The 13,955-nt window shown below is 51.7% G+C and carries 12 protein-coding genes; 1 reads left to right on the forward strand and 11 read right to left on the reverse strand.

Features of this window, described 5'->3' with window-relative positions:
• Positions 1-40: 40 nt before the first annotated feature.
• Positions 41-976, reverse strand: a complete 936-nt coding sequence (locus EVJ20_RS05160; protein ID WP_071397765.1) for a sugar ABC transporter substrate-binding protein — start codon at positions 974-976, stop codon at positions 41-43.
• Positions 973-2,736, reverse strand: a complete 1,764-nt coding sequence (locus tag EVJ20_RS05165; protein WP_071397766.1) for a sensor histidine kinase — start codon at positions 2,734-2,736, stop codon at positions 973-975. Before EVJ20_RS05165 ends, EVJ20_RS05160 begins: the two co-directional genes overlap by 4 nt.
• A gap of 120 nt (positions 2,737-2,856) precedes the next feature.
• On the opposite strand from EVJ20_RS05165, the gene EVJ20_RS05170 reads away from it, so the two are divergent.
• On the forward strand, positions 2,857-3,810 hold the full coding sequence (locus EVJ20_RS05170; protein WP_131463783.1) for a 4-hydroxy-3-methylbut-2-enyl diphosphate reductase: 954 nt from the start codon (positions 2,857-2,859) through the stop codon (positions 3,808-3,810).
• A 47-nt stretch (positions 3,811-3,857) separates the two neighbouring features.
• Here EVJ20_RS05170 and EVJ20_RS05175 read toward each other — a convergent pair whose 3' ends face one another.
• From EVJ20_RS05175 to glyQ, 9 genes are all read right to left on the reverse strand, one after another.
• The gene (locus tag EVJ20_RS05175; RefSeq protein WP_131490386.1) at positions 3,858-4,970 is read right to left on the reverse strand and encodes a Nif3-like dinuclear metal center hexameric protein; all 1,113 of its coding nucleotides are present in this window, start codon (positions 4,968-4,970) and stop codon (positions 3,858-3,860) included.
• On the reverse strand, positions 4,970-5,686 hold the full coding sequence (locus EVJ20_RS05180; protein WP_131490387.1) for a tRNA (adenine(22)-N(1))-methyltransferase: 717 nt from the start codon (positions 5,684-5,686) through the stop codon (positions 4,970-4,972). Before EVJ20_RS05180 ends, EVJ20_RS05175 begins: the two co-directional genes overlap by 1 nt.
• Before the next feature lie 107 nt (positions 5,687-5,793).
• Positions 5,794-6,132 carry a cytochrome c550 gene (gene cccA / locus EVJ20_RS05185; RefSeq protein WP_070327002.1) on the reverse strand — a complete coding sequence of 113 codons (339 nt, stop codon included), beginning with the start codon at positions 6,130-6,132 and terminating at the stop codon, positions 5,794-5,796.
• Positions 6,133-6,264: 132 nt separating this feature from the next.
• Positions 6,265-7,359, reverse strand: a complete 1,095-nt coding sequence (gene rpoD / locus EVJ20_RS05190) for an RNA polymerase sigma factor RpoD (protein ID WP_016508087.1) — start codon at positions 7,357-7,359, stop codon at positions 6,265-6,267.
• A 35-nt stretch (positions 7,360-7,394) separates the two neighbouring features.
• Positions 7,395-9,212, reverse strand: coding sequence for a DNA primase (dnaG, locus tag EVJ20_RS05195; protein WP_233589561.1), 1,818 nt, complete (start codon positions 9,210-9,212; stop codon positions 7,395-7,397).
• A gap of 110 nt (positions 9,213-9,322) precedes the next feature.
• On the reverse strand, positions 9,323-10,165 hold the full coding sequence (locus EVJ20_RS05200; RefSeq protein ID WP_070327897.1) for a pyruvate, water dikinase regulatory protein: 843 nt from the start codon (positions 10,163-10,165) through the stop codon (positions 9,323-9,325).
• Positions 10,152-10,781, reverse strand: a complete 630-nt coding sequence (locus EVJ20_RS05205; RefSeq protein WP_070327000.1) for a helix-turn-helix transcriptional regulator — start codon at positions 10,779-10,781, stop codon at positions 10,152-10,154. The genes EVJ20_RS05200 and EVJ20_RS05205 overlap by 14 nt, the downstream gene beginning before the upstream one ends.
• A 21-nt stretch (positions 10,782-10,802) precedes the next feature.
• A complete protein-coding gene (gene glyS, locus EVJ20_RS05210; protein WP_131507214.1) occupies positions 10,803-12,857 on the reverse strand; it encodes a glycine--tRNA ligase subunit beta in 2,055 nt (684 codons plus the stop codon).
• Positions 12,850-13,752: a glycine--tRNA ligase subunit alpha gene (gene glyQ / locus EVJ20_RS05215; RefSeq protein ID WP_016508054.1), complete on the reverse strand. Its 903-nt coding sequence runs from the start codon at positions 13,750-13,752 to the stop codon at positions 12,850-12,852. The genes glyS and glyQ overlap by 8 nt, the downstream gene beginning before the upstream one ends.
• Positions 13,753-13,955: the final 203 nt, after the last annotated feature.

A 13,955-nucleotide genomic window follows, 5' to 3' on the forward strand; every position in this document is an offset into this window, starting at 1 on the left:
TCCACTTTTCCTAGCATAGCGGAATCTAGTTATTTGTCAATTAATCTTTACCGAGTCCTTCATACAAGTAACTCGATGAATAGTAGTGCGCCGAGATTTTTTTACTGCTCAAATGCTGTTCGAGCGCTTTGAACCCGACTTCAATCATTTCGTTCGGGGATTGCACGACCGTCGCATCGACTTTCCCGCTATGAATCAACGGGTAAATCTCTGTCACACCGTCTACCGACACGATTGTCTTGTCATTTAGTCTCTTGCTCTCGAGCGCCCTCACGACCCCGAACGTATTGTCGTCGTTATGGGAAAACACGGCGTCGAACGGGATGTCTTCCTCGAGCCAGCGCGACATCTCGATCTCGGCTTGGAACGGATCGTAGTTACCCGTGAGCGAGGCCACGACCTCGAGGTCGTCATGGGCTTTATCGTACTCGGTCAACCCGAGGCTACGATCGATGGTCGAGCGGACTTTTGCCGTTCCCCTCACTTCGACGACACGGATCGGCCGATCGAGTGCGGTATGTTTGGCGGCAATATGGTTGGCGGCCATCCGCCCGATTTCAACGTTATCGGACACGACGGACGTGAGCACGCTATCGTGGTCGATCATCCGGTCGATCGCGATAATCGGAATCCCTTTGTCTCTCGCCTTTTCGAGCGATGATTGAATGAACGTCTCGTCAAGCGTCGTCACGAAGATGGCTTTGACACCGCGCTCGATCAAAGAATCCAATTTCTCTTTTTCTAAGACACGTGAATCCTCACTTGTCGTCGGAATCGGAATGAACCCTTTTTGATTGGCCGTTCGTACAAATGCGGCTAACAACTTATTGGCGTGTTCGTGTTTTTCACTGACGAACACGAAGCCGACCTCATTGTTCGTCGTCGCGCGTTCCGGCAACTGGATCGACGTGATCAATAAAATCGTCATGGCCCAGATGACGGGAATCCAAAGCCAGTAATAGCGGAAGCCCTTCATACGTTTGTCCGCCTTGGGATTTTAATCATCATCGCCGTACCTTCTCCTTCAACGCTCTCGATTTCCATTTGACCGTTTACGGCTTTTAATGATTCTCGAATCATGTACAGCCCTAGCCCGTTGCCGTTCTCTTTCGTCGTATAGAACGCCGACCCGACCGTGTTCACTTGATCTTTCGTCATCCCGATTCCGTTATCCTCAATCAAGAACCGATAATCCCGCTCCGTGAAGAGGACCGTGACCGTGACGCTACCGTCCGCCCCTTTTGAATCGACGGCTTCGACGGCGTTTTTAAACAAGTTGTAGATGGTTTGAACGAGCATGTCGCTCGAACAGTAGAACGGCGGCATCTCATTCGGAACAATCAGTTCCCACTTCGTCACCCGTTTATAACATTCGGCGTCGAGTAAGAACTCGAGCCGACTCGCAAATTCAGTCATGTCGAGCCACTCTTCTTGAAGCTTGGATTGATCTGGTTTGGCGAGCGTGAGCATCGTCGTAATCAAATGGTTAGCCCGATTGAGCTCGGACAGTGCAAGGTCGAGCATTTCTTCACTACCATGACCTTCTTTCGCCATCTGCAAGGTGATTTGGACAGGTGTGAGCGGGTTACGGATCTCGTGAGCGATCCCGGCCGCGAGTTGACCGAGCGAGGCGAGCTTCTCTTGTTGGAGCAAGAGCTGTTGTTGGCTCAACTGCTCACGTCGAGCCGTCTCCATCCGGTTCGAGTAGTCGTTATACGTATCGAGGAGCGTCTGGACTTCCTTTGAACCGGTGCGTTCGAGTAAAATCGGTTCGAGTGACTGTTGTTTCTTGATGTTTTGAACGAGTTCGAGCAGCGGGCTCGTCAATGTCTTCGAGAGAAGGAGACCGACTAAAATACTTAAGAAGAAAGTGACGAGCGTAATCATCAAATATTGCCAACGTGTATCATAGACCGCCTCATAAACCGAATCCGTGCTATGCTTGGCCAATACGCTCCATCCGTTCACTCGAGCGTCCGGTTCGAACATGATGACATCGTCTTCGGTACTTAAAATCGTCCGAACGTCATACTCATCCGTCGTTTCGACGATTGAGCGTGACAACCTTCGCTCCGCATCCGTGACGAGGTTAAACGATGTCGATAACACTTCTCCCCGCTCATTTAAGAGGTAGAGAATCATATCATCGTTCGTGGATTCGAGCATGCGCCGATAGAGGTCCGAGTTAAGCACACTGATGCTTCCACCAAACATGCCAATCGGTCGGTTGTCCTCGATGACGGGTACGTAAAGATACGTGCCCGCATCACCAGAAATCGATACAGGGTCACTCATGAATAAATCGTCGCCGTTCGAAGTGATGACTTCTTTAAATTTCGGATCAGCCTTTAACGTCATCGCGGGGACTTGCCGTTGCGAATACCAAGTGAATTCATCTTCTCGTAAATCATAGTAAAAGATCGAAGTGAAACTCGTTCGTTGGTTCAAGTAACCCGTCCGAATCCGCTCTTCAATCAAAGGTTCGTTTCCAACATAAGCACCAAGGTAGACGAGGTCTTCATACAATTTCCCAAGCCTTGTCTCGAGGTTCTCGATACTCCCATCAATCGCATAGTCAAATTGTTCTTTCGCCAATTCTTCCGCGCGGGACACCGTCACGCGATCGGCAGAGAAAGCTAGTGATGAGATGACGAGTCCAAGAATGATAAAGATAATAAATGTGATTTGAAAGAAGTACGATTTTCGAACTTCAAGCAATGTTCTCAAGCGTTCCACGGTGTCCCTCCTTTCTAACCTTAAGATTATAGCATGAATACACGCAATTCTTTTCGTATTTTCGAAACAATGTTAGACTAATACGTAGGAAAGCATCGCGAAAGGAGCGTTCATCACGAAATGAAAGTTAAAAAAATTAGCCCACGCGGATACTGCTATGGCGTCGTCGATGCCATGAAATTAGCGAATGAAGCCGTGGCCAACCCAGATTTACCACGGCCTATCCATATACTCGGTATGATCGTCCATAACCGTCACGTCACCCAAGCGTTTGAAGACTTAGGCGTCAAGACCGTAGACGGTGAGGATCGGATGCAAGCAGTTGAAACAATCGACAAAGGGACCGTCGTGTTTACGGCCCACGGCATCTCTCCGCTCGTTCGGAAGCGTGCCATCGAAAAAGGACTGACGATTGTCGATGCGTCTTGTCCTGACGTTCTCGTCACGCACGATTTAATTCGTGAGAAGACAGCGGCCGGCTACGAAGTCATCTATATCGGCAAGCACGGTCACCCCGAACCTGAAGGCGCGATGGGAGTCGCCCCTGGAAAAGTCCATCTCGTCCAGTACGAGAGCGATTTTGAGGCGTTGCCAGATCATTTGTTAGACGCAAACATTCTCGTCACGAACCAGACGACAATGAGCCAATGGGACGTTTCGGCATTGATCGAACTCATTCAAGAACGCTATCCTCACGTCGAGGTGCATAACGAGATTTGTAACGCGACACAAGTTCGTCAGGAAGCCGTGGCCGAACAGGCCGGCGACTGCGACTTGCTCATCGTCGTCGGTGATCCGAAATCGAACAACTCGAACCGCCTCGCCCAAGTCTCTAAAGAGATTGCCGGGACGAATGCCTATCGCATCGGTGACTTGAGTGAGCTCGATCTCAATTGGCTTCAAGACGTCGAAACGGTCGCGGTCACATCGGGCGCGTCGACACCGACGCCGATCACGAAAAAAGTCATCGACTTTTTGACGCAGTACGACCGTGATGACTTGAGCACACACGACAAGACACCTTATCTCGAACTGCGAAACATTTTGCCGAGAGTGAAGGCGCTTCGCAAATGACAAGCAACCCCCGTCCTCATGCATGAGGGCGGGGGTTGTGTTCAGTTTCAGCGGAACTTAAAAGGATTCGTGTCCGTAGCGGAAACGAGGAGCTCGACCTCGAGTTTTGCTGCCGTGAACTTCTGTTGCAAGACGTCGACGACGCCTTGTTTCATGACGCTCTCGACGTGATGACCCGGGTCGACTACGGCGAGCCCGAGCGCCATCGCGTCGTGGGCGACATGGAAATATAAGTCACCGGTCACGTAGGCGTCGGCTCCCTTGAAGTGCGCGGCTGAGACATACTTGTTGCCGTCACCACCGAGCACGGCCACTTTTTTGATTGTTCGGCCCAAGTCGCCGACGACCCGCACCGCTTCGACACCAAAGCTTGCTTTGACATGTTCCGAAAATTCAGCGAGCGTCAGCGGCTTGTCGAGTCGACCGATGCGGCCGAGACCTAGGACAGGCCCTGTAATCTCATCCCGAATCAAGTCATGAGCGACCTCTTCGTAAGGATGAGCGTCAAACATCGCTTTTAACACCCGCTTCTTCTTACTTTCGGTAACGATTGTCTCGATCTTCACTTCATCGACTTGCTCCGTTTTCCCGATTTGTCCGAGGTACGGGTCGGCCAAGTCGAGCGGGGTGAACTGCCCTTTCCCTGTGACCGTGAATTGGCAATCGCCATAATTCCCGATCCTTCCGGCTCCGGCCGAGCCTAACGCTTTAGACACGGCGGACTGATGTGTCTCCGGGACGAAGACCGACAATTTATACACCGGCTCTTCATACGTCGGGACGAGCACTTCGGTCTCACGCAATCCGAGTGCCTCGCTCATCCAGTCGTTGACCCCGCCCTCACAGACGTCTAAATTCGTATGGGCGACGTAGACGGCGATATCGTTTTTCAGACATTTCGTAACGATTCGACCGGCGGCGTTGCGATCGGTCACTTGGGTGAGCGCGCTAAAGATCGGCGGATGATGCGCGATAATCAAGTCCACCTCTTGCTCGATGGCTTCGTCGACGACCGATTCGAGCACGTCGAGCGTGACCATGACCCGATTCACTTGTTTATTCAGCGTACCGATCTGTAGGCCGATCTTGTCGCCTTCGACCGCGAGATGTTTCGGTGCGAACTCTTCAAACAGTTGGATGATATGATTTCCGTTTGCCATCACTGACTCACCTCTCTCATTTTGTCGCGTAACGTTTTGAACTCCTCCTGCTTCCGGACGAGCGCCTCGGTCTGGGCGCCTTCGGCCATTTGACCGAGCACGTAATCCAATTTGTCCGCTTCCCGGCCCCACTTCAATTTGAACGGTTCAGGACGAGTCTTCAGCAACTCCGGCCCGAACATAAGCTGCCACGTCCGCTCCGCCTCGTCCGCACTGTAACGCGTTTCTGTGCCCCGCTCCCCGACAAGAATCTCATATATTTTATCGTTCTCCTCGACAATCGTTTCCGTGACGAGCGTAAAACCTGATACAAGCAACCATTCCCGAACTTGCTGTCCATCGACGTTCGGTTGCAGCACGAGTCGTTCGACCGCGCCTAACTTATCCCGTCCGTTCTCTAAGATCGATCGGATCAAGCTTCCGCCCATCCCGCAGATCGAGATACATGTCGCCTCGTCTTCATTCAGGACCGCCAATCCGTCACCGAGCCGGACGTCAATCTTGCTCGATGCGCCGATCAATTCGACTTGGGCTTTGGCCGCTTCCATCGGACCTTGATTCACTTCTCCGGCGATGGCTCGGTCGATGATTCCTTGCTGTACGAGATAACACGGGACGTAAGCGTGGTCGGAACCGATATCGGCTAAAATGCTTCCAGCTGGTATAAAATCGACGACTCGCTTCAGTCGCCGGTCTAACGTGACTTGTTCTTGCATGGGGACAACTCCTTTTGTCTACTTCTTCTTCTTCTTCTTCTTTAGGGTAACGAAATATTCTTGTCCGGACAACAAAAAACGTACCCCAGAAGGAGTACGCCTCACCCTTATTGTTCAATCAACCATGTCGCGAGCACGTCGGCTTCTTCAGCAGACGCGAGACCGGCCGGCATTGTACCTTGACCGTTGACGATGATGTTCGCGATCTCTTCAGCAGACAAACGTTCTCCGACTCCAGTCAACGCCGGACCGACGCCACCTTCAAGATTTCCGCCGTGGCAACCTGTGCAGCCTTTAGCAGCGTACAAGTCTTCCGGGTTCATCTCGGTGACGGCTGGACCTTCAGCGGCTTGTTGCGCTTGGTTTACGCCAAAATACGATAATGAGACCATAGCGATGATTGCGACGATCGCGATCGCTGCAAACGGTAACAATGGATTACGCATTGTATTTCCCCCTCATGTTCTTTCCAAATGTCTATTCCTCACTATTTTACTCAAAAAACAATAAAGAAGGAAGGAAAATCACTCATTTTCCTTCCTTTCTTCTTAATCTTCACATTTTATTCAAAAACACGATTAATCGAGGAAGTCTTTCAAGCGTTTCGACCGGCTCGGATGACGGAGCTTCCGTAACGCCTTCGCTTCGATTTGACGGATCCGCTCACGCGTGACCCCGAACACTTTACCGACTTCTTCGAGCGTGCGCGTCCGACCGTCATCAAGCCCGAAGCGGAGACGGAGTACGTTCTCTTCCCGGTCTGTCAACGTATCGAGCACGTCTTCGAGTTGTTCTTTGAGCAGTTCATAGGCTGCTGCGTCCTGAGGAGCCATCGCATCTTGGTCTTCAATGAAGTCACCGAGGTGCGAATCGTCCTCTTCACCAATTGGTGTTTCAAGCGACACCGGTTCTTGAGCGATTTTTAAAATCTCACGAACTTTCTCAGGCGTCAATTCCATCTCCTTGGCAATCTCTTCAGGAGCAGGCTCGCGCCCGAGGTCTTGCAGCAATTGACGTTGAACACGGATCAATTTGTTGATCGTTTCGACCATATGGACCGGAATCCGGATCGTCCGGGCTTGGTCGGCGATGGCACGTGTGATCGCTTGACGAATCCACCACGTCGCATACGTCGAGAATTTGAACCCTTTCATGTAGTCGAACTTCTCGACTGCCTTGATCAAACCCATGTTCCCTTCTTGGATCAAGTCAAGGAACAACATGCCGCGACCGACATAGCGTTTCGCGATCGAGACGACGAGACGAAGGTTGGCTTCAGCGAGACGTTTCTTCGCCTCGTCATCGCCTTGCTCGATTCGCTTCGCGAGTTCGGTCTCGTCTTTGGCACTCAACAGATCGACACGGCCGATCTCTTTCAAGTACATCCGGACCGGGTCGTTGATTTTAATTCCTGGCGGGACAGCCAGATCATTCAAGTCGACCTCTTCGTCTTCTTTTTTCGTAGGAGTCTCTTCGGCATCGGCCGCATCTTCTGTGACGCGGATGTCTTTGCCTTCTAAATCTTCAATGAAGTTATCGATAAAATCTGAATCGACCTCAAAATGGCTGAGGCGATCCTGGATCGCTTGCATCGATACGACACCCTTCTTTTTCCCCAACTTTTCAAGTTCGTCTATGGCGTTAAATAAATCCTCTTTTTTCTTCTCTGCCATCTAGCAGTTCAACTCCTTCCAAACTTCCTTCGCGTTCATCGTTCACGTAAGCGGCGACTCCGGGTAATCAATTCTTGTAGCTTCGATGCCTGGTCTACTATACTTTCGGCATCCTGCCCGATTTCCCTTTTTGCTCGCTCGATTTGACGCTGTTCCTCATAACTGTTTATCACCTTAATGTATTCATCTAAAACCTCTTCAGTCAGATCATCAGGCGCTGACATGAGGCGAATCTCTGCATAGCGGTTGGCATAGTCAGGACGTTGGTCGCAGTGACGCTCCATAAAAGGCGGCATGACCTGCTCAAACTCTTCAAGCGTCATGTCTTCTGAAACGATCTCATAAAACGCCGTCGCCAACATGCGATGAATCTCATCTTGATAAGCTAGGCCGAGTCGGTCGCGAACGAAGCGAACCCGTTCCGGCCCACTGAGCATCGCCCGTAACAGTAATTTTTCAGCCTTCACAAAACGTGGTTCATTCGCTTTACTCGATCGTTTACGGATTGGTTCTGGTTCACGAACCGCTGGTGATGCCTGCACTTGGCTCGACACCGGTCGCGGCATTCGATTCGCTAGCGTTTCGACAGGAATGTCAAACTCATTCGCCAATTTTTTTAAATATAAATCGCGGCGAATCGAGTTGTCCGTCTTGCTGATTTCCCCAAGCATAGCTTCAATAAACCGGATCCGTTCTCCTTCACGATTCATATTTTTCCCGCGCCGAAGCGTCCGGTTCATGAAATCGAGGACGGATAAGCGTTCCGATTCGACAAAACGTTGCCATTGCTCCCGACCGTTCGTCCGAATATAATCATCCGGGTCCGTCTTCTCCGGCAACATGAGCACTTGGACGTCGAGCGGATACGCCTCGAGCATGCGAACGACTTTTAGCGTCGCCTCTTGTCCGGCATGGTCTCCGTCGTAACAAATCACGACTTCATCGACCATCCGTGACAACGCCCGGGCATGCTGCGATGAAAATGCCGTCCCGAGTGAAGCGACGACCTCGGCCGTCCCGGCTTGGGCGACTTGGAGGACATCGACGTTCCCTTCGACAAGGAGCACCCGTTTTTGTTTCCGCATCGATGCACGTGCTTGTGAAAATCCAAATAACAACTCACTCTTGTTAAAGAGTGGTGTCTCCGCCGTATTTACATACTTGGGCTGTCTGTCGTCAATCGCACGGCCGCTAAATCCGACGATCGTGCCGTCTCGATCCGCAATCGGAAAGACGACTCTTCCTTCGAACCGGTCAAAATATTCACCGGATCTAGATTTAGAAATAAGTCCTGCTTCGACCATGACTTCTAGGTCGAACCCTCTTCGCTCGAGTGAATCGACGGTGAAGCGGCGTTGATCAGGGGCGTATCCGATTTTGTATTGCCCGATCGTCGCCTCAGCCAAACCGCGTTCACGTAAATACGTCAAGCCGACTTCTCCGGCCTCGGTTTTCATCAATACCTCGTGATACAGGTCGGCGATGATCCGATGAGCATCACGCATTTGTTTGCGAACGACTTGATCGCGTGTCAACTCTTCGTCACCGGCCACCCCTTCTACAGCGATGTTTGCCCGTGTCGCTAAGCGCTCAATCGTTTCCGGGAAGGACAACCCTTCCGTTTCCATGACGAACGTAAAGACGTTCCCGCCAGCACCGCAACCGAAACAATGGTACATGCCTTTTTCAGGCGATACGGAAAAAGAAGGACTATTTTCCGAGTGGAACGGACAAAGTCCGACAAGACGGTGGCCTTGTTTTTTCAATTCAACGCGTTCACTGATCAAGTCCACGATATCCGTGGCTTGTTTCACTTCCGCAATGACTTCATCCGGTATACGTGGCAACTCCACCACTCCCTATCCAATCTCGCAACGAAACGGAACGCTCACCACGTTCCGTTTCACTATCGTGTCAATACTCTATTATACCGTTAACACGCGTCGATTACTAATGCGAGCGCTCAGTCATCTTTTGACAGTTCAAGCTGACGTAAGATGATTCCTGCCGTCTCTTCGACCGCCTTATTCGTCACATCGATGACCTCGCAACCGATTCGTTCGTATATCCCTCGCGCGTACTCGAGTTCCCGATTGATTCGCTCGAGTTGAGCGTAATCCGCTTCCGGTTTTAGACCGAGCGATTTCAAACGCTCCATTCGAATCGAAATCAACTTGTCCGGAGAAATGATCAAGCCGACGCACTTATCCGGTGACACCTCAAACAGTTCTTCCGGCGGACGCGACTCCGGCACGAGCGGGACGTTAGCGACTTTATAACGTTTTAGCGCCAAATATTGTGACAACGGCGTCTTCGATGTGCGAGACACACCGACGAGGACGATATCGGCCTTTTTCAAGCCACGCGGATCACGTCCGTCGTCATATTTGACGGCAAACTCCATCGCCTCGATTTTACGGAAGTAATCCTCGTCTAGACGATAGATCAGACCCGGTTTCTCACGCGGGCTCTCCCCGAGTTTTCCCGAGAGCACGTCTAGGAGGTCGCCGAGCAGGTCGATCGTTTTGACGTCATACGTTTTACCGAGCGACACGAGCAGTGAGCGATGTTCTTCATTAACGAGCGTGAAGGCGATCACCGCTCCTTGGGCTCTAGCCTGCGTGACGACATCATGAATCGTCTGTTCGTCTTCGACGAAAGGAATCCGGAGTGTCTCGATCGCGTTCTCATGGAACTGGATGCTTGCCGCCCGGACGACGAGCTCACACGTTTCTCCGACAGAGTCACTCACGACAAATACGAGTTGTTTGTTTGTCAAACCAATTTCCTCCTCAGAACGATTCATCGTTGGCAAGTGCAATCAACACCTTGGTCATGTTCGTCTTTGTCATTCGGCCGAGCACGATGAGCGAACCATCCTTCTCTTCGACGACTGGCATGGCGTCAATCTGTTTCTCAATCAACTTCATCCCGGCCCGAATGAGCGTCTCACCTTTTTCACAAACGGTAATATTCGGCATCCGCGTCATAATGACGTTGACAGGCAATTGGTCGAGGTCCTGATTGCCGATGGCGGCCCGCAGTAAATCTTTGCGGGACAACACCCCGACAAGCTCATTGTCTTTTCCGACGACGAACAACGACCCGACATCTTCTAAGAACAACGTGACGACCGCATCATACACGGTCATTTCATTGCTGACGACTTTCGCGGACGACATGAAATCACCAACGGTCAGCGAATCGAGTTTTTCGCGGAGCAGCGATGAATTTCGCTTGCCGACGAACGTGTAGCCGACGCGTGGTCTTGCTTCTAATATTCCAGTCATCGTCAAAATAGCAAGATCAGGGCGGAGCGTGGCACGGGTGAGCGATAACTCTTGAGCAATCTGCTCTCCCGTGATCGGTCCGTTCACTCTCACAATCTCAACAATCTTCTGTTGGCGTTCATTCAGCTGCATAGCCAACCCCCTCTAGTTTGATCAGAGTACGAGCGCGCTGAAGTCAGCAACACGCTCGATCGTCGTAGCGAGTCGCTTCATCTCACTGAGACGATTATGGCGAATCGTTTCTACGTCGCTCATGACCATCGTATTTTCAAAATAAGCACTTATCGGTTGTTCAAGCGCTCGAAGTGATGTGATGGCACGCGTGTAGTCGCCCACTTCGACCGCTTCATGTGTCTCGGGCAATGTTGATTCGACCGCGGCGTGAAGGGCTTTCTCTTCAGCATTCTCAAACAAGGCCGGATCCACTAGTCCTGGTTCGCCTTTTTTAGCGATATTGACGACGCGCGTCAACTGCTCGATCAACTGTTTCGCCTCGTCTGACAGCATATTTTGAACCGCCTCCGCGCGAGCGTCGAGCTGTTCGACAGTCAGACCAGTCGTGAGAACGGCATCAATCACATCGTATCGTACTTGTCTCTCTTGCAGACGATACTTCAAGCGGAGCATAAAGAAGTCGTTAAGTTGCGCCTTGACTTGTTCTTTATCGGCATCGTAAAGTCCTGCTTCCACCTGAGATTCGACAACTTGTGAAAGTAATTTGTCGACTGGTAGATCGACGTGCCAATCTCCAAGAATTTGAACGACTCCTTGCGCTTGGCGGCGAAGGGCGAACGGATCTTGTGAACCGCTTGGAATCATGCCGACCCCGAAGAACGCAGCAATCGAATCGAGTTTATCCGCGAGTGCGAGCGCGGCCCCCGTCGGCGTGGCCGGTGATGCGTCTCCGGCGAAGCGTGGCATATAGTGCTCACGGATCGCGGCCGCAACTTCTTTGTCCTCACCTTGCTGGAGTGCATACTTTTCTCCCATCACGCCTTGAAGCTCGGTAAATTCGTAAACCATCTGGCTAACGAGGTCGAATTTATGAATCTTTCCAGCGCGTTCGACTTTTTGAGCATCGGCACTGAACAGTGGAGCGAGCGTGAGCGCGAGTTGTTGGACGCGACGAACTTTCGCGCCTGTCGTTCCGAGCTTCTCATGGAAGACGATGCGGTCGAGACGGTCGAGCTGGTCGTCGATCTTCGTCTTTTTATCTTCCTCATAGAAGAAGACGGCATCGGCGAGTCGTGCCCGGATGACTTTCTCGTTCCCTTTGGCAACGTTTTGCAGATGGTCTGCGTTACCGTTACGAACCGTCACAAAATAGTGTTGGAGCGTGTCACCGACATAGACCGGGAAATAGCGCTGATGCTCTTTCATCGTCGTGATCAACACTTCTTCCGGAAGGTCGAGGTAGCTCGCATCAAACTCACCGAACAGGGCTGTCGGCCACTCGACGAGGTTCGTCACTTCTTCAAGCAGCGATGCGTCAAGTGGCACCGTCCATCCTTGCTCGTTCGCCAATTGTTCGATTTGACGCTCGATGCGTTCGCGACGGTCGTCGTACGATGCGACGACAAACTCTTGTTCGAGCGTGGCCGCATAGCGGTCAGGTGATGAGATCGTCACGTCGCCTTTACTTAAGAAGCGATGTCCGCGTGTCACATTACCTGTTTTGACGCCCTCGATCTCGAAATCGATCTGTTCTGTCCCAAACATGGCGACTAACCAGCGGATCGGACGCATGTAACGGAGGCTGCTCGTACCCCATTTCATATTTTTCGGGAACGTCATGCCGCGGACGACGTCTTCAAGGCCGCCAAGTAATGAAGCCGTCGGCTGACCTGACTCGTGACGATTTGCGAAGACGTATTCGACCCCTTTTTCTTCCGCGAAGTAAAGGTCGTCGACTGACAGTCCGCGTCCACGCGCAAATCCTGCTGCCGCTTTCGACCAGTTTCCGTCTGCATCTTGCGCAATCTTTTTAGCCGGTCCCCGGAGCGTCTCCGTCAAATCTTGTTGACTCTCCTCGACGTCACGGACGAGTACAGCGAGACGACGTGGTGTCGAATAGACCGTGACAGCTCCGAAGTTGACGCGGGCGTCCGACAAGAACGCCGCTACGCGCTCTCCTAACTGTTTCTCCGAGCGGAGCACGTATTGGGCTGGTAGTTCTTCAAGTCCGATTTCTAGTAAAAGGTCACGCATCCAAGGCACCTGCTTTCTCTTGATTAAGGAGTGGGAAGCCGAGGCGTTCCCGTTCTTCGATAAATTTGGCCGCACATGCCCGCGACATGTTGCGGACACGTTGGATGAAACCGGTCCGTTCCGTCACCGAGATCGCGCCTTTCGCATCGAGCAGGTTGAACGTGTGCGAGCATTTTAAGATGTAATCGTACGCCGGGAAGACGAGGTTTTCCTCGAGCGCCCGCTTCGCTTCTTTCTCATACGTGTCGAACAACGTGAACAACATATCGACGTCTGACAGCTCGAACGTGTACTTCGAGTGTTCAAACTCTGGCTGATAGAAAATATCGCCATACTTGAAACCGTCTGTCCAGACGAGGTCGAACACGCTCTCGACTTCTTGAATATATGACGCGAGACGTTCGAGGCCGTACGTGATCTCGACGGCGATCGGGTCGCACTCGATCCCGCCGACTTGTTGGAAGTATGTGAACTGGGTGATTTCCATCCCGTTCAACCATACTTCCCATCCGAGTCCGGCCGCACCGAACGTCGGGTTTTCCCAGTTGTCCTCGACGAAGCGAATATCGTGTTCGAGCGGGTTGATGCCGATGAGCTCCAAACTCTCCAAATAGAGTTCTTGAATGTTGTTTGGGGATGGCTTCATGATGACTTGGAATTGGTGATGTTGATACAGACGGTTCGGGTTTTCCCCGTATCGACCGTCAGCCGGACGGCGTGACGGCTCCGTATAACAAACGTTCCACGGCTCTGGTCCGAGACTCCGTAAAAACGTCATCGGGTTCATCGTTCCGGCCCCTTTTTCTACGTCATACGCTTGCATCGTCAGGCAGTTTTTCGACGCCCAAAAATTTTGCAACGTGAGAATGATTTCTTGCACCGTTTTGTGCTTCATATGTGACACCTCCAAAAGTATTGAAACGACAAAAAACGCCCCTATGTGCCAAGCACATAGGGACGGGATTACCCGCGGTTCCACCCTACTTGCCTCGGTATCGAGGCCACTCTTTGGATTGGGGCGCTCCGGAATCGCCATTCGCTCTCTTCATGGCGTTCGGCTCTCACCTTCCCGAACTCGCTTTACCCATGATTTAAGAA

The organism is Exiguobacterium sp. SH0S1, assembly GCF_004337165.1.
Classification (GTDB): domain Bacteria; phylum Bacillota; class Bacilli; order Exiguobacteriales; family Exiguobacteriaceae; genus Exiguobacterium; species Exiguobacterium aurantiacum_A.

Bases quoted from the DNA above. Each gene is read 5' to 3' on its own strand.
- glyQ (WP_016508054.1), bottom strand. From the start codon at position 13,752: ATGAAGCACAAAACGGTGCAAGAAATCATTCTCACGTTGCAAAATTTT.
- EVJ20_RS05205 (WP_070327000.1), bottom strand. From the start codon at position 10,781: ATGCAGCTGAATGAACGCCAACAGAAGATTGTTGAGATTGTGAGAGTG.
- EVJ20_RS05180 (WP_131490387.1), bottom strand. From the start codon at position 5,686: ATGCAAGAACAAGTCACGTTAGACCGGCGACTGAAGCGAGTCGTCGAT.
- glyS (WP_131507214.1), bottom strand. From the start codon at position 12,857: ATGCGTGACCTTTTACTAGAAATCGGACTTGAAGAACTACCAGCCCAA.
- cccA (WP_070327002.1), bottom strand. From the start codon at position 6,132: ATGCGTAATCCATTGTTACCGTTTGCAGCGATCGCGATCGTCGCAATC.
- EVJ20_RS05160 (WP_071397765.1), bottom strand. From the start codon at position 976: ATGAAGGGCTTCCGCTATTACTGGCTTTGGATTCCCGTCATCTGGGCC.
- EVJ20_RS05170 (WP_131463783.1), top strand. From the start codon at position 2,857: ATGAAAGTTAAAAAAATTAGCCCACGCGGATACTGCTATGGCGTCGTC.
- EVJ20_RS05200 (WP_070327897.1), bottom strand. From the start codon at position 10,165: ATGAATCGTTCTGAGGAGGAAATTGGTTTGACAAACAAACAACTCGTA.
- rpoD (WP_016508087.1), bottom strand. From the start codon at position 7,359: ATGGCAGAGAAGAAAAAAGAGGATTTATTTAACGCCATAGACGAACTT.
- EVJ20_RS05175 (WP_131490386.1), bottom strand. From the start codon at position 4,970: ATGGCAAACGGAAATCATATCATCCAACTGTTTGAAGAGTTCGCACCG.